Origin of the sequence: Streptomyces sp. F001 (assembly GCF_004187715.1) — a bacterium.
GTDB classification, from domain to species: domain Bacteria; phylum Actinomycetota; class Actinomycetes; order Streptomycetales; family Streptomycetaceae; genus Streptomyces; species Streptomyces flavusporus.
The window spans coordinates 60,902-76,727 of sequence record NZ_QZWF01000001.1 but is presented as its reverse complement, the minus strand read 5'-3'; the positions used below and the strand labels follow the sequence as shown (position 1 = coordinate 76,727).

Genomic DNA, 15,826 nt, shown 5'->3' with positions numbered 1-15,826 from the left:
TCCGGCCTGTCCGGTCCCTCTACAGCGAACAGCCCCTGTCCCGGACGGGAAGGCATGGCATGACCACCACCGCCGAACTCGGAGTTGTCACCACCAGGGTTCCGGCCCGGCTCGACCGGCTGCCGTGGTCGCGATTCCACTGGCGGATCGTCGTCGGACTGGGAGCCGTCTGGATTCTGGACGGACTCGAAGTGACGATCGTCGGCGCGGTCGCCTCACGCATGACCGAGCCGGGCAGCGGCATCGACCTCACCAGCGCCGACATAGGAACCGCCGCCGCCATCTACGTGGCAGGCGCATGTGCCGGCGCGCTCCTGTTCGGGCGGCTCACCGACCGCTACGGGCGCAAGAAGCTGTTCATGCTCACCCTCGGCATCTACATCCTCGCCACCGTCGCGACCGCGTTCGCCCAGGACGCCTGGTACCTCTACCTCGCCCGATTCGTCACCGGCATGGGCATCGGCGGCGAGTACGCCGCGATCAACTCGGCCGTCGACGAGCTGATCCCGGCCCGCAACCGGGGGCAGGTCGACCTGGCCATCAACGGCAGCTACTGGGTCGGCGCCGCGCTCGGCAGCCTGGCCGCTGTGTTGCTCCTCAACGAGAGTCTGCTGGCAGCCGACCTCGGCTGGCGGCTGGCCTTCGGTCTCGGCGGCATTCTGGGCCTGGGCATCATGCTGGTCCGCCGCCACGTACCGGAGAGTCCGCGCTGGCTGTTCATCCACGGGCACCAGGACGAGGCCGAACGCATCGTCGACCGGATCGAGGCCGAAGTGCGCCAGGAGACCGGCCTGGAGCTGCCGGAACCGGGCGAGGCCGTCACCGTGCGGCAGCGTGACGTCATCCCGTTCACGGAGATCGCCCGCGTGGCTCTGCAGCGGTACCCGCGTCGCGCCCTCCTCGGACTGGCGCTCTTCATCGGACAGGCATTCCTGTACAACGCGATCGTCTTCGACCTGGGCACGATCCTGACCGGCTTCTTCGACATCGGCTCCGGCACGGTCCCGTACTTCCTGGCCCTCTTCGCGATCGCCAACTTCCTCGGACCGCTCCTCCTCGGCCGTCTGTTCGACACCGTCGGCAGGAAACCCATGATCGCGGGCACCTACTTCGGCTCGGCCGTCGTAGCAGCGGTCCTCGCCGTCCTGCTGATCAACGGCTCCCTGACGGCATGGTGGTTCTTCCTGCTGGTGTCACTGACCTTCTTCGTGGCCTCCGCGGGAGCGAGCTCGGCCTATCTGACGGTCAGCGAGGTCTTCCCCATGGAGACCCGCGCCCTGTCCATCTCGCTGTTCTTCGCGGTCGGCACGGCCGTGGGCGGCATCACCGGCCCGCTTCTGTTCGGCCACTTCATTCACAGCGGCGACGCCACGCTGGTGGCCGTCGGCTTCCTTGTCGGAGCAGCGGCCATGGCTCTGGGCGGGATTGCCGAGGTCTTCTTCGGTGTCAGGGCCGAACAGCAGTCCCTGGAGAACATCGCCCGGCCGCTCACAGCCGAGGAAGCCGAGGCAGCCTGGCGCGGCGAACCCGCGCCGCAGGACATACGAGACCGCCTCCTGCCCGCGCCCGTCCGGCAGGCCGCGCACGAGCGGGAGCTGCGTATTGCCGACCGCACGGCCCGCCGTCGGGACCGGGAGCGCGCCGGAGCCCGTCGCTACCGCCCGGGCGCCGGACCAGGCAGCGCCCTCTACTCGCCGGGCATGGTCGGCACCGCCGGCACGGCGAGCCGTACGTCTGCCATGGCCGAACAACGCCTCGACGACGAGATCGAACAGGTCGCCCAGGCTCTCCAGGACGCCGGGCCGACCAGCCGCGACCGACTCGAACGGGCCGTGCTCGGAGGCTCCTGGGGCCCTGGCCGCTTCCGCCGGGCCCTGCGTGAAGCAGAGCGGGAGGCCCGCGCCACACGCCTACCGAACGGCAGCTACGCGCCGCCGGGTGGGCCCGGCCGGCCCGGCAGCGCACCCGATCCCCGATGACCAGCCGCGCGAAACACGAAGGGAGCCGGCCCAACGGATCAGCCCGGGAGAGGTCGACTCCCTCCAGCTACGCGCCCCAAGCGAAAGGCCCACGAAATGGTTGAGACAGGTTTCTCCTCCTTCGACACCATGGTGGACAAGGCCAACCGGCTCCTGAGAGACGTGGAAGAGGCCTTCGGATGGCCCAAGGAACGGCGCAAGCAGTCGTACGCGGCACTGCGTGCCGTGCTGCACCCCCTCCGGGATCGCCTCCCGGTCGAGACGGCCGTACAGTTCGGCGCCCAGCTGCCGACCATCATCAGGGGCATGTACTACGACGGCTGGAAGCCGGCTGAGACCCCCGTGAAGATGAGCAACGAGGAATTCTTCGAACGGATCCGCAGTGAATTCCCCTACGCGGTCGAAGGTGGCAACGAGCAGCTGGTGCGCACCGTCCTGAAATCTCTGGAACGCCATGTGAGCGAGGGCGAATGGCAGCACCTGAAATCCCGGGTCCCGAACTCGTTTGCCGCGCTCCTGCCATGACCTCCGCGGCCGGCGGCCGTCCGGCCATCACGACCACGAAGGGATGAACCAACGCCCAGGCCGACAACGACGGCGAGGCGGTCCACCTGGACGAGATCGCCCGCCGAGCGGGCGTACCGCCCGAGGAAACCCGCGCCCTCCTGCACGACCTGACCCAAGTCCACCGCCTGGTGACCGAACTTGTCGGGGTCGACCACCCCGACCTCGACCCCCGCTTCGAGGTCAAGCCCCGGCTATAGCGGGCGTCGCTTCCCCTTCCTGCTTGCTCCGCCCTCGATTGCCCCCTGCACACCAGTTCCTGACAGTGCGTCAGTTCAGTAATCTGACATTGCGTCAGTTAGTTGTTGTTGGTGGCTGTCACACAGGAGCGGGCGGACCGATGCTTGGATCAACCCACGGCACTCTCACCACCGACTCCCGCCGGGCCCGGGCCATCGCCTGCGGCGAGCAGCGGCCCGGCCCCGCCGTGCACGGCCGTCCGGCGGACGTGGACGACCTCGATGTCAGCGGCCGTCCGCTGTACGCCGACGTCCCCGATCTGGACCGCTTCTTCCGCCCCGAGTCCGTTGCCGTGATCGGCGCCTCGGACGCCGACGGGCGTCCGAACACCGGCATCACGCGGCAGTTGGTCGCGTGGGCCGGGCGGGTCGGGGCGCGACTGCACCCCGTGCACCCCACCCGCGAGTCCGTCTTCGGCATACCGTGTGCTCCTTCCGTCGCCGACCTGCCCGAGCAGGTGGATCTCGCCGTACTGCTGGTCGCCGACCCCCTTCCCGTGATCGAGGAACTCGCCGAGGCCAAGGTGCGGTTCGCGGTCGCCTTCGCCTCCGGGTTCGCGGAGACGGGCGAGGAGGGCGCGGCCGCGCAGGACCGGCTCGCCGCCGCCGTCCGGCGGTCGGGGATGCGGCTGCTGGGGCCGAACACCAACCTCAACGCGTTCGAGAAGTTCCGCGACGACCTGGACGGGCCGGCGATCGCCCTGATCACCCAGTCCGGGCACCAGGGCCGTCCCGTCTTCGCCCTGCAGGAGCTCGGCGTCCGTCTGTCCCACTGGGCGCCGACCGGCAACGAGGCCGACCTGGAGGCCGCCGACTTCCTCTCCTACTTCGCCGAACAACCGGAGGTCGGCGCCATCGCCGCCTACGTGGAGGGCCTGAAGGACGGCCGCTCCTTCCTGCTCGCCGCCGACCGGGCCGCCCGGCGCGGGGTGCCGGTCGTCGCGGTCAAGGTGGGCCGCACCGAGACCGGTTCCCGTACGGCCGCCTCGCACACCGGCAAGCTGACCGGCGCGGACGCGGTGGTGGACGCGGCGATGCGGCAGTACGGGGTGATCCGGGTCGACGGGCTCGACGAGCTGCAGGACACCGCTGCTCTGCTGGCCCGCGCCCGCCCGCCGCGCGCCGACGGTGTCGTCGTCTATTCGATCTCGGGCGGCACGGGCGCGCACGTCGCCGACCTGGCGGTGTCGGCGGGGCTGCGGCTGCCGGTGCTCTCCGAGGCCAGGCAGTCCGAGCTGCACCAGTGGATACCGGAGTACCTCAGCGTGGCCAACCCGGTCGACAACGGCGGTCACCCGGTGGGCGACTGGCGCGGACGGAAGATCATCGACGCGATCCTGGACGACCCCGAGGTCGGGGTGCTGATCTGTCCGATCACCGGGCCCTTCCCGCCCTTGAGCGACCGGCTCGTGCGGGACCTGGTGGACGCGGCCGAGCGGACGGACAAGCTGGTGTGCGTGGTGTGGGGGTCGCCGGTCGGCACGGAACCGGCGTACCGCGAAGTGCTGCTCGGGTCCTCGCGGGTGGCCACCTTCCGCACCGTCGGCAACTGTCTCACCGCCGTCCGCGCCCACCTCGCCCACCACCGCTTCGTCCGTGACTACCGCTCCCCCTTCGACGAGGCGCCGCGCACCCCCTCGCCCTCCTTCCGCAAGGCGCGGGAACTGATGCGGGCCGGGCAGCGCTTGAGTGAGCATGCGGCCAAGCAGCTGCTGCGGGCGTACGGGATCCGGGTGCCGCGCGAGCAGCTGGTGACCAGCGCGGCGGCGGCCGTCCGGGCGGCGGGGCTGGTGGGCTACCCGGTGGTGATGAAGGCGTCCGGCGCGCAGCTCGCCCACAAGACGGAGCTCGGCCTGGTGAAAATCGGGCTGACCTCCGCCGCCCAGGTCCGCGACGCCTATCGCGAGCTGACCGACATCGCCCGCTACGAGGGCGTCTCGCTGGACGGCGTCCTGGTGTGCCAGATGGTCGAGCAGGGCGTCGAGATGGTCGTCGGCGTCACCCACGACGATCTGTTCGGGCCGACCGTGACCGTCGGGCTCGGCGGTGTGCTCGTGGAGGTGCTGCGGGACGCGACGGTGCGCGTGCCGCCGTTCGGCGAGGACCAGGCGCGGGACATGCTCGGCGACCTGCGCGGGCGGGCCCTGCTGGACGGGGTGCGGGGGCGGCCACCGGCCGATGTCGACGCGCTCGTCGAGGTGATCCTGCGGGTGCAGCGCATGGCGCTGGAACTCGGGGACGAGCTGTCCGAGTTGGACATCAACCCGCTGATGGTGCTGCCCCGGGGGCAGGGTGCGGTGGCGCTGGACGCGTTGGTGGTGTGCCGCTGACATGGGTGCCGCTGAGATGAACATGCCTGATTTCCCCCGTACAGACGTGAATCCTGCGGAGAATCCGGTGTCGTCGGAAATTTCCGCTGAGTCATTGATACTGCACGCCACTGACAATCAGGTCTGCCGCATCACCCTCAACCGCCCCGAAACCCTCAACGCCATCACCCCTGACCAGCGCGAACACCTCATCCGACGGTTCTCCGAAGCCTCCGCGGACCCGGACGTACGGGCCGTGGTGATCACCGGAACGGGACGCGGATTCTGCGCGGGCGCGGACCTGCGCAGGGCAGCCGCGGCCGGTGAACCGGTCGTCGGTGACGTGACCCGTACGATCCGGCTCGGCGCCCAGCGCCTGATCGCCGCCGTCCTCGACTGCGAGAAGCCGGTGATCGCCGCGGTGAACGGCACGGCGGCGGGCATCGGCGCACATCTCGCGTTCGCCTGCGACCTTGTCCTCGCGGCAGAATCGGCCCGGTTCATCGAGGTGTTCGTACGCCGGGGACTCGTACCGGACGGCGGCGGCGCCTATCTCCTCCCCCGCCTGATCGGCCCGCAACGGGCGAAGGAGCTGCTGTTCTTCGGTGACGCGCTCACCGCGGCCGACGCCGAGCGCCTCGGGCTCGTCAACCGTGTCGTCCCGGACGGGGAGTTGGACAAGACGGCCCGTGAGTGGGCGGCCCGCCTCGCCGCCGGCCCGACCCGCACCCTCGCCCTGACCAAGCAGCTCGTCAACGCCTCCCTCGACAGCGACCGCGCCACTGCCTTCGCCGCGGAGGCGGCCGCACAGGAGATCAACATGACGACCAAGGACGCCCAGGAAGGCGTGGCGAGCTTCGTGGAGCGCAGGAATGCGGAGTTCAGGGGCCGTTGAGTCAGTCCCGCGCCAGGATCCACAGCTCCCCCGCGTCGGGGCCGTCCTCGGCGTAGAGGTCGTTGCGGCCCTTCCGGTCGAGGGTCCAGGTGCCGGCGCCGTCGCACCTGCCGTAGTCCCAGTCCCCGGACCGGGCGGGCAGCTCCGTGAGTTCGGCCCAGTCCCAGGTCAGCCCCGTACGCGCGAGCCTCTGCCGTCCTTCTCCCCACCCCATGCGCGCAGGGTACGCGGGGCCCTTCGCGCGCCGCACGGCCCTTCCCATCTGACGTACCGTCAGCTTCAATGATGGGCGTGATGGGACAAGCAGGCATGGCCGAAGCCGCCGTCCGCTACCTCCGGGCGGCCGGGGCGGCGGCGCCCGTGGAGCCGTTGCCGCGCCCCGAGCTCCGCTGTGTCGGCGAGGACGAGCGCGCGCCGGTCGGGCAGGCCGAGTTCCGGCGGGTGCTCGGGAACTTCGCGACGGGCGTGGCCGTTGTCACCGCACCCGCCGCCGACGGCGAGTCCGGCCCCGCCGGCTTCGCCTGCCAGTCCTTCTCCTCCCTGTCCCTCGACCCGCCCCTCGTCGCCTTCATGGTCGGCCGTACATCGACGACCTGGCCGCGCATCGCCCGCGCCGGCGTCTTCTGCGTCAACGTCCTGGCGGACCACCAGGGCGAGCTGTGCCGTGGCTTCGCGGTCAGCGGCGCGGACAAGTTCGCGGGTGTCGCCCACGACGCCGCGCCCGCGTCCGGCTCACCGCGCCTCGCGGGCGCGCTCGCGTGGATCGACTGCACGATCCACGCGGTGCACACGGGCGGCGACCACCTGATCGTGGTGGGCCGGGTGGACGCACTGGGGACGGGCGAGGAGGACGGCCGTCCCTTGCTGTTCCACAAGGGGCGCTTCCTCTAGACCGCCACCACCGCTCAAGCCACTGATCAAGCCACCGCCGGTACCGCGGCCGGCCGCCGCCTGATCACCAGCGACATCAGCGCCGCCGCCGCGCACAGCGCTCCGGACGCGACCCAGACCATGTCGTACGACCCGAAGACGTCCCGCGCCACACCGCCGAGGAAGGCCACGAGCGCCGCGCCGACCTGGTGGGAGGCGAGGACCCAGCCGAAGACGATCGCGCTGTCGTCGCCGTACTGCTCGCGGCACAGCGCCACGGTGGGCGGGACGGTGGCGACCCAGTCCAGGCCGTAGAAGACGATGAAGAACAGCATCGGGGGGTGGACGCTCGGCGCGAGCAGCATGGGGAGGAACAGCAGCGAGATGCCGCGCAGGGCGTAGTAGACCGCGAGCAGGCGGCGTGCGTCGAAGCGGTCGGTGAACCAGCCCGAGGCCACCGTGCCGACCACGTCGAACACCCCGATGACCGCGAGCAGTGAGGCCGCCGTGGTGACGGGCATGTGCTCGTCGTGGGCGGCGGGCACGAAGTGGGTCTGGATCAGGCCGTTGGTGGAGGCGCCGCAGATCGCGAAGGTGCCGGCGAGCAGCCAGAACGGGCCGGTGCGGGCCGCCTTCAGCAGCACGGTGACCGCACGGCGCGCGGCGCCCGGCACGGGCTCCGGCTTGGGCACGAACTCCTTCGCCCCGTACGGCTTCAGGCCCACGTCGGCCGGGTGGTCGCGCAGCAGCAGCCAGACGAAGGGGACGACCGCGAGGGCCGCCAGGGCCACCGTCACCGCGGCCGGGCGCCAGTCGTGCGTCTCGACCATCCAGGACAGCACGGGCAGGAAGATCAGCTGGCCGGAGGCCGAGGCGGCCGTGAGGATGCCGGTGACCAGGCCGCGCCGCTCGGTGAACCAGCGGTTGGTGACCGTCGCCGCGAACGCCAGCGCCATCGAGCCGGACCCCAGCCCGACCAGCAGGCCCCAGCACAGCAGCAGCTGCCAGGCCGCCGTCATCCAGTACGTGAGGCCCGAACCGAGGGCGATCAGGGTCAGCGCCCCGGCGACGACCCGCCGGATGCCGAAGCGGTCCATCAGCGCGGCCGCGAAGGGGGCGGTGAGCCCGTACAGCGCGAGGTTGATCGAGACCGCGGCGCCGATCGTGCCGCGCGACCAGCCGAACTCCTGGTTCAGCGGGTCGATGAGCAGGCCGGGCAGGGAACGGAAGGCGGCCGCGCCGATGATCGTCACAAAGGTGACGGCGGCGACGAACCAGGCACGGTGCAGTGACAGGGTGCGGCTCCGCCGCGGGCGCCGCTTCTTGCTGGTACCGGATTCCTCTACGGCTGTGGTGGCGTCGGTTGTCTGGGTCACGCCATAGAGCATCCGGTCTGCGATCACTCCGATCGAGTGGCCCGAAGGACAGCATTCGCTAGGATCGGGCCATGGCCATCGAGCGGCACACCGAGCAGCCCACCGGGGAATACTTCCGTCCGCACCGTGTCGTCGTCCTCGCCATGGACGGCGCGCTGCCCTTCGAGCTGGGCATCCCGCACCGCATCTTCGGACGCCCCAAGGACGCCGCGGGGCGCCCTCTGTACGAGGTCGTCACCTGCTCGATCCGGCCGCCGGGCCCGGTCCGGACGGACGCCGACTTCGACATCACGGTCGCGAACGGCCCGGAGACCCTGGCCACCGCCGACACGGTGATCGTCCCGGCGTCGTACGAACTCGGCCCGGTCTTCGAGCAGGGCGTGCTCACCCCCGAGCTGGCCGCCGCGCTCGCGCACATCCGCCCCGGCACCCGGCTCGCCTCCATCTGCACCGGCGTGTACGTCCTCGCCGCCGCCGGCCACCTCGACGGCCGGCCCGCCACCACCCACTGGTCCGACGCCGAGCGCCTCCAACGCCTGTTCCCGCAGATCAAGGTGGACGCCGACGTCCTGTACGTCGACGACGGCGACGTCCTGACCTCCGCAGGCGTCGCGGCCGGCGTCGACCTGTGCCTGCACATCGTGCGCCGCGACCACGGCACCGCCGTCGCCAACGACGTGGCCCGCCGCACGGTCGTACCGCCGCACCGCGAGGGCGGCCAGGCGCAGTTCATCCAGCGCCCGGTGCCGGAGCCACAGCTGGCCACCACGACCACGGCCCGCGCCTGGGCGCTCGGCCGCCTCCACGAGCCGATCCAGTTGCGCGACATGGCGGACCAGGAGTCCATGTCGGTCCGCACCTTCACCCGCCGCTTCCGCGAGGAGGTCGGCATCAGCCCGGGCCAGTGGCTCACCCAGCAGCGGGTGGAACGCGCCCGGCACCTGCTGGAGACCACCGGCCTCTCCGTCGACCAGGTCGCCCGGGACGCCGGCTTCGGCACGGCCCAGTCGATGCGGCAGCACCTACAGGCGGCGCTCGGTGTCACACCCACCAGCTACCGGCGCACCTTCCGCGCCGGCAACGACGGTGTCAACGGGCAGGTCGCCAGCGGCACTTGAGCGGTCCCGCCGGACCTCTCCCCACCAGCCGAGCGCCGTCAGCAGCAGGGTCAGCAGCACGCCGACCAGGATGGCCGTGGACGGCGCCACCAGCTGGAGCAGGCCGCCGGCCAGGGAGCCGGCCGCCGCGTACCCCGCGCCCGCGGCCGCGTACATCACGGAGTAACCCGCGGCCACGGCACCCGGTGGCACGGCCTCGCGCAGGGACAGGTTGCGGGTGATCAACGCGCCCGACTGCAGCGTGCCCGCCAGGACGAGGGCGACCGCGATCCCGGCCGCCCCCGGTATCAGCGCGGCGAGGGTCACGAAGACCGACATGCCGCACATCAGCACCACACTGCGCGCCCGGAGCCGCCCCGGCCACGCCCGGAGGCCGTACAGAAACGCGCCGACCGCCGCTCCCACCGCCAGCCCCGCCAGCATCGGCCCGGACCAGCCGACACCGATGCCGCGCTGCTCCAGCAGGGCGGGCAGGGTGAGTTCGGCCAGGCCGAGCAGGGTGAGACTGGCCGCGCCCGTGACGTACACCGGCCAGGCGCGTATCAAGACCCTGAACCGCCCTGCCTCCCCAACCTGCTCCCCCTTGCCCCAGCCGGCCGGCAGCAGCCAGTGGCCCGCGATCGACGACGCCATCAGGGCGGCCCCGAGGAGCAGCGGCACCCGTGGCGCCACCCCGAGGGCGAGGCCGGCGACCGCGACCGGGGAGACGGCCCACACGCCCGACATCAGCATCGACTCGGCGGACAGCGCCTGCGCCACGGCACGCTCCGGGACCAGCGAGGTCAGCAGCGCCCGCTGCCCGCCGGCCGCAGCGGCGGGAGCCGCACCGGCCAGGAACGCGAACGCCCCCAGCACGACGGGGTGTGCCCCGGCCAGCACCCCGAGCCCCACGAACCCCACCGCCCCGCCCGCGAGCCCGAAGGCCAGGTGCCGACGGCCGCGCGCCGGGTCCAGCCGCATTCCGAGCACCGGCGCCCCGATGATCTCGCCGATCACATAGGCCGCCGCGAGCGCCGCCCCCAGCGAATAGCCACCGGGCCGCTCCCGCACCAGGAACACCAGGGCCAACGGCGCCATGGCGACCGGCAGACGGGAGGCGACGGCGGTACAGGCCCAGATCAGGACCTGCTTGGAGGCCACGTCTCGATAGGTCATGCGTCGACGCTAAGGGCTGGGACCGACAGCGCCCCAGGAGTTTTCCGGCGCCTGTGGAAAACCTCTGGCATGTTCAGAAGGTCAGCACCCCCCGAGCCACCTTCCCCGCCTCCGCATCCGCCGCCGCCCGCTCGAACTCCTCGACGGGATAGGTCTGCGTCACCAGCTCATCGAGCAGCAGCCGCCCGTCCCGGTACAACTCGGCGTACAGCGCGATGTCCCGCTGCGGACGCGAGGACCCGTAACGGCATCCCAGGATCGACTTGTCCAGGAACATGGACGCCACGACGAAGGACGCCTCCGCCCCGGCCGGCGGCATACCGAGCAGGACCGCCTGCCCGTGCCGGTCCAGCAGACCGACCGCCTGCCGGACGAGTTCCACCCGTCCGACGCACTCGAAGACGTGGTCCGCCCCCGTGGGCAGCAGCTCCCGCACCCCCTCCGTCGAGGTCAGGAACTCGGTCGCCCCGAACTGCCGCGCCACCGCCTCCTTGGCCGGATTGGCATCGACGGCGACGATCCGCAGCGCACCCGCGATCCGTGCCCCTTGAAGCACATTGAGTCCGATGCCACCGGTCCCGATCACGACCACGCTGTCCCCGCGGTCCACCTTCGCCCGGTTGAGCACGGCCCCGACCCCCGTCAGCACCCCGCACCCGATGAGCGCGGCCGAAGGCATGGAAATGTCCTTCGGAATGCGAACCACCTGCACGGCCTTGACCACGGTCCGCTCGGCGAACGCCGAGTTGCACGCGAACTGGAAGACAGGACGCCCACGTTGCGTGAACGGCTGCCCGGGCCGGCCGATCGCCCGCCGGCACATGGTCGGCCGCCCCCGGTCACAGTCCGCGCACGTACCGCAGTTGGCAAGCGTGGACAGAGCCACATGATCCCCGACCGAGACATGTGTGACCCCGTCCCCCACCGCCTCCACCACGCCCGCCCCTCATGCCCCAACACCACAGGCACAGGAAAGGGAATGGTCCCGTCCACCACGGACAGGTCGCTGTGGCACAGCCCGGCCGCCGAGATCGCGACCCGCACCTCACCGGGTCCGGGATCCCGTACCTCCAGGTCGTCCACGACCTCGACCCGCTGCCCGTCGAACACCACGCCCCGCATCACACCGCCCCCTCAGCCCTTCGGTTCCCTCGGCAGGCCGAGCGCGCGCTCGGCGATGATCGTGCGCTGGATCTGGTCCGAGCCGCCGTAGATGGTGTCGGCCCGGGAGAACAGGAACAGGTGCTGCATCGCGTCGAGTTCGTACGGCGCCGAGTCCGACCAGTCCGCCGGACCCACCCCGGCCGCCGCACCCCGCACCTGCATCGCCAGCTCCCCGAGCCGCTGGTGCCAGCCGCTCCACAGCAGCTTGGCCACGCTCGAGGCGCCCGGGTCCGCCGAACCGCCCAGTGTCCGCAGGGCGTTCCACCGCATCGTCCGCAGCTCCGCCCACTGCCGCACGAGCCGCTCCCGTACGACCGGATCGGCCACCGCACCCGAGGCGAGGGCGGCCCGCACCACCTGCCCCAGCTCCTCGGCGAACCCGATCTGCTGGGCCAGCGTCGAGACCCCGCGTTCGAACCCGAGCAGGCTCATCGCGACCCGCCAGCCGCCGCCCTCGCCGCCGACGACATGCTCCACGCGCGCGTGCGCCCCGTCGAAGAACACCTCGTTGAAGTCGCTCGTGCCGGTCATCTGGCGGATCGGGCGGACCTCGATCCGGCCCGGCTGGTCCATGGGCACCAGCAGGAAACTGAGCCCGTGGTGGCGTCGCGAGCCGGGTTCGGTGCGGGCCAGTACGAAGCACCAGTCCGCCTCGTGGGCGAGGGAGGTCCAGATCTTCTGGCCGGTGATCCGGTACGACGTGCCGCCCGGCTCGCGTACGGCCGTCGTGCGCACTCCGGCCAGGTCCGAGCCGGCGTCCGGCTCGCTGTAGCCCTGGCACCACAGTTCGTCCCCGGCGGCGACCGGGGGGAGGAAGCGGGCCTTCTGCTCCTCGGTGCCGTGGGCGAGGAGGGTGGGGGAGGAGGTTCTCGCCGATGTGGCCGGAGCGCGGCGGGGCGGGCGAGCGGGCGTACTCCTCGGCCCAGGCGACCTGTTGGGTGAGGGTGGCGGTGCGGTTGCCGTAACCGGGTTCGGGCCAGCCGAGGCCTATCCAACCCGCCTTGCCGAGAGTGCGTTCCCAGGTACGGCGGTCCGGGGCGCCGTCGGCATGGGCGGCGAGCCATTCTCGCGCCTCGGCTCGAAATGCCTCGTCCTCTGCCGTGAATCCGAAGTCCACGGGGTCTCCTCTCAGCATGGGGTGCGTCCAGCGACCCCAGGGGCGCGGGGCTGTGACATATGCGGCTCTGCCGCGCGGGCCCCGACCAGCCAGAACGACCCCGCACCCGCCGCACGACGCATCCCCCCGAGCTACTGGGCGTTCGGCCGGCCCCCCTCTCGCGCCGCCTTCTCCATCCCCGCCACCTGCGACAGCATCGGCATCGGATCCACCCCCACCGTCCCCGGCAGGAAGTCCGCGATCCGTTCCGGCGTCCAGGAGCCCTCGGCGTACGCGGCGCGCAGCTCCCTCGGCTGGGCCCAGACGGCGATCTTCGGGCCGGCGATCGTGTACACCTGCCCGGTGATGCCGGCCTCCCGCGCCCGCTCCGACAGCAGGTAGGCCACGAGCGCGGCGACGTCCTCCGGCTCGCCGATCTCCGCCAGTTCCATCGGCACGTTCGCCGACATCCGCGTACGGGCCACGGGCGCCACGGCATTCGCGGTCACCCCGTACTTGTGCAGGCCGAGCGCGGCGCTCCGTACCAGCGAGATGATTCCGCCCTTGGCCGCGCTGTAGTTGGCCTGCGAGACGGACCCCTGATGGTTGCCGCTGGTGAAGCCGATCAAGGTCCCCGACCGCTGTTTGCGCATCACCGCCGAGGCCGCCCGGAACACCGTGAACGTCCCTTTGAGGTGGGTGGCGAGGACCGGGTCCCACTCCTCCTCGGTCATGTTGAACAGCATCCGCTCGCGCAGGATCCCGGCGACGCAGACGACGCCGTCGAGCCGTCCGTACGACGACAGCGCCGCGTCGACCACCCGCTGACCACCGGCCATCGTGGAGATGTCGTCGGCCACCGCGACCGCTTCCCCGCCCGCCGCCTCTATCTCCTTGACCACGGCCTCGGCGACCTCGCTGGTCGGAAAGGCCCCGTCGACGGCCACCCCGTAGTCGTTGACGACGACGCGCGCTCCCTCGGCGGCCGCCGCGCGCGCGACCGCCCGCCCGATGCCCCGTCCGGCCCCGGTCACGGCGACGACCTTGCCGGCCAAGAAGTTCCCCACGCCCGGCCCCTTCCCGCAGTTTCTGACGACCCGTTAGATTTTTGCCCCGCCAGACACCTGGAGACAAGCCCCGGGGAGGGCTCATGTCACTGCCGGTCGAGTTCCACGACATCGCGGGGCGCGTGAACAACTGGGGCCGCTGGGGGGCGGACGACGAGCGGGGGACGCTCAACCTGATCACCGACGAGGTCGTCCGCGCGGCCGCCGCCGAGGTCCGCACGGGACGCCGCGTCCCCCTCGCCCTGCCCCTCCAACAGGACGGCGTGCAGACCGGGATGATCCCCGGGCGGGTCAATCCCCTGCACGTCATGGTGCAGATCAACCAGGAACTGTTCGGGCCGGGCACGGTCGCGTGCAGCGACGACGCCGTGACCATGGGCCTGCAGGCGGCGACCCACTGGGATGCGCTGACCCACGTCTCGCACTCCGGCAGGCTCTACAACGGCCGCCCGGCCGGCACCATCACCGCGCACGGCGGGGCGGAATTCGGCGGCATCGACAAGGCGCGGCACATCGTCTCGCGCGGGGTGCTCCTGGACGTCGCCCGCGCGCGGGGGACGGACCGGCTCCCGGGCGGGCATGCGGTCACTCCGGAGGATCTGGACGCGGCCGAGGAACTCGCCGGTACGCGCGTGCGCGCCGGTGACATCGTCCTCGTACGGACCGGGCAGGTGCAGGTCTGTCTCGCCGGCGACAAACACGGATACGGATATCCGTCGCCGGGTCTGTCGATCCGGACGCCGGAGTGGTTCCACGCGCGCGATGTGGCGGCCGTGGCGAACGACACGCTCACGTTTGAGATATTTCCGCCCGAGATCGAGAATCTCTGGCTTCCCGTGCATGCGCTGCACCTGGTGGAGATGGGGATGCCGCAGGGCCAGAACTGGAATCTCGAAAAGTTGTCCACAGCCTGTGGAGAAACGAACCGCTACACATTCCTGCTGTCGGCGATGCCCGAACCGTTCGTCGGCGCGACCGGGACGCCGGTGGCGCCGGTCGCGATCCTGTAGGTGATCCGGGTGAGTCCGGCTGGCGACGCGACAGCGCCCGCCCCGAGCACCGCACCACGCGCCGCCATCCGACTCCGGCGTGCCCTCTCCCGCTCTCGGCTTCTCCCCCACGCTCGACTTCGCTCGAGCGGGGGACCCCATGAGCGGGAGGGATTCCCATCGGCCCCTCTTGGCCCGGAGAGAACCGACGCCGAATCGCGACCCGCACTCGCCGAGGGCTCCCGTCACCGAAACCCTCGTCGTCCCCTCGCGGCGAATCGCTGAGCAACAGCGTGATCAACCCGTCACGTGACGTCAACACCCGTTCGGGGATTTACGACTTACGCCCTTTTTGACGCAGGCGCGCATGGAAGCACATCCCGGCGCGCCACCCCTCACCCGACCCGAAAAGCCCGGCGCCGCTGCAACCGTGCCCCCGGCCTGCCCCGACCCTGACCGGACCTGCCGCGGCCTTTGCGGAAACCGGCACAACCGGACCCGGTCGCCTCACACCGCCTCGTAGGCCAGCCCCTCGTACCCCTCGAAGCCCTCGTATCCGGGAGCCCGGTCGCCCCCGCATGCCACCGCGGCCGTCCGGGACTCGGCACAGCGGTCCAGTTCGCACCAGATGCGCTTGCCGACACCTTCGGGGCTCCAGCCCCAGCGGTCGGCGAGGCCGTCGACGAGCGCCAGGCCGCGGCCGCCGGTCGCTTCGCCGTCCACCCACCGGGGCAGCGGGGCCTGTGTGCTGCCGTCGGCCACCTCCAGGCGGACGGTGGCCGGTTCGGCGGTCGGCTGGGGCAGGGACAGCCTCAGAACGGCCGGACAGCCGGTGTGCACCACGGCGTTGGTGACCAGTTCGGAGACGAGCAGGACCAGGATCTCGGCAAGCTGTTCGTCGGCCTCTATACCGGACCCGGCGAGCCGTGAACGCGTCCATCTGCGGGCGCGCCCCACTTCTGCGGGGTCGGGCCGGATCTCCAGCTGCACTTGAAGCACCTGCAC

The 15,826-nt window shown here is 71.5% G+C and carries 12 protein-coding genes and 2 pseudogenes; 7 read left to right on the top strand and 7 right to left on the bottom strand.

The window, feature by feature from the left end; all coding sequences use genetic code 11:
* Positions 1-59 precede the first annotated feature (59 nt).
* The 4 genes from StrepF001_RS00340 (at position 60) to StrepF001_RS00325 (ending at position 5,986) form a co-directional block, all read left to right on the top strand.
* A complete protein-coding gene (locus StrepF001_RS00340; RefSeq protein ID WP_129796345.1) occupies positions 60-1,979 on the top strand; it encodes an MFS transporter in 1,920 nt (639 codons plus the stop codon).
* A gap of 96 nt (positions 1,980-2,075) precedes the next feature.
* On the top strand, positions 2,076-2,504 hold the full coding sequence (locus StrepF001_RS00335; protein ID WP_129796344.1) for a DUF2267 domain-containing protein: 429 nt from the start codon (positions 2,076-2,078) through the stop codon (positions 2,502-2,504).
* A gap of 379 nt (positions 2,505-2,883) precedes the next feature.
* On the top strand, positions 2,884-5,112 hold the full coding sequence (locus StrepF001_RS00330) for an acetate--CoA ligase family protein (RefSeq protein WP_129796343.1): 2,229 nt from the start codon (positions 2,884-2,886) through the stop codon (positions 5,110-5,112).
* Between the two features lie 22 nt (positions 5,113-5,134).
* Complete coding sequence (locus tag StrepF001_RS00325) at positions 5,135-5,986, top strand: enoyl-CoA hydratase-related protein (RefSeq protein ID WP_129796342.1); 852 nt, start codon at positions 5,135-5,137, stop codon at positions 5,984-5,986.
* A 1-nt stretch (position 5,987) separates the two neighbouring features.
* Here the strand turns inward: StrepF001_RS00325 and StrepF001_RS00320 are convergent, their stop codons facing one another.
* Positions 5,988-6,200, bottom strand: a complete 213-nt coding sequence (locus tag StrepF001_RS00320; RefSeq protein WP_129796341.1) for a hypothetical protein — start codon at positions 6,198-6,200, stop codon at positions 5,988-5,990.
* 80 nt (positions 6,201-6,280) lie between these two features.
* Here StrepF001_RS00320 and StrepF001_RS00315 point away from each other — a divergent pair, with 80 nt between their 5' ends.
* On the top strand, positions 6,281-6,877 hold the full coding sequence (locus StrepF001_RS00315) for a flavin reductase family protein (RefSeq protein ID WP_240797207.1): 597 nt from the start codon (positions 6,281-6,283) through the stop codon (positions 6,875-6,877).
* Positions 6,878-6,903: 26 nt separating this feature from the next.
* On the opposite strand, the gene StrepF001_RS00310 is transcribed toward StrepF001_RS00315, so the two are convergent.
* Positions 6,904-8,244: an MFS transporter gene (locus StrepF001_RS00310; protein ID WP_129796340.1), complete on the bottom strand. Its 1,341-nt coding sequence runs from the start codon at positions 8,242-8,244 to the stop codon at positions 6,904-6,906.
* Positions 8,245-8,303: 59 nt separating this feature from the next.
* Here StrepF001_RS00310 and StrepF001_RS00305 point away from each other — a divergent pair, with 59 nt between their 5' ends.
* Positions 8,304-9,350 (top strand): helix-turn-helix domain-containing protein, encoded by a 1,047-nt coding sequence (locus StrepF001_RS00305; RefSeq protein WP_129796339.1) that lies wholly within the window; start codon positions 8,304-8,306, stop codon positions 9,348-9,350.
* On the opposite strand, the gene StrepF001_RS00300 is transcribed toward StrepF001_RS00305, so the two are convergent.
* The 4 genes and pseudogenes from StrepF001_RS00300 to StrepF001_RS00285 all read right to left on the bottom strand — a co-directional run bounded on the left by StrepF001_RS00300 (position 9,255) and on the right by StrepF001_RS00285 (position 13,832).
* Complete coding sequence (locus StrepF001_RS00300) at positions 9,255-10,505, bottom strand: MFS transporter (protein ID WP_129796338.1); 1,251 nt, start codon at positions 10,503-10,505, stop codon at positions 9,255-9,257. The two genes, StrepF001_RS00305 and StrepF001_RS00300, sit on opposite strands and share 96 nt — an antisense overlap.
* Before the next feature lie 73 nt (positions 10,506-10,578).
* Positions 10,579-11,627 (bottom strand): annotated as a pseudogene (locus tag StrepF001_RS00295) (Zn-dependent alcohol dehydrogenase).
* Positions 11,628-11,639: 12 nt separating this feature from the next.
* A pseudogene (locus StrepF001_RS00290) lies at positions 11,640-12,786 on the bottom strand (acyl-CoA dehydrogenase family protein).
* Positions 12,787-12,917: 131 nt separating this feature from the next.
* Positions 12,918-13,832, bottom strand: a complete 915-nt coding sequence (locus StrepF001_RS00285) for an SDR family NAD(P)-dependent oxidoreductase (protein ID WP_129796337.1) — start codon at positions 13,830-13,832, stop codon at positions 12,918-12,920.
* An 83-nt stretch (positions 13,833-13,915) separates the two neighbouring features.
* On the opposite strand from StrepF001_RS00285, the gene StrepF001_RS00280 reads away from it, so the two are divergent.
* Positions 13,916-14,842, top strand: a complete 927-nt coding sequence (locus StrepF001_RS00280) for a cyclase family protein (RefSeq protein ID WP_129796336.1) — start codon at positions 13,916-13,918, stop codon at positions 14,840-14,842.
* Between the two features lie 486 nt (positions 14,843-15,328).
* On the opposite strand, the gene StrepF001_RS00275 is transcribed toward StrepF001_RS00280, so the two are convergent.
* The gene (locus StrepF001_RS00275; protein ID WP_129797462.1) at positions 15,329-15,811 is read right to left on the bottom strand and encodes an ATP-binding protein; all 483 of its coding nucleotides are present in this window, start codon (positions 15,809-15,811) and stop codon (positions 15,329-15,331) included.
* Between the last annotated feature and the right edge of the window lie 15 nt (positions 15,812-15,826).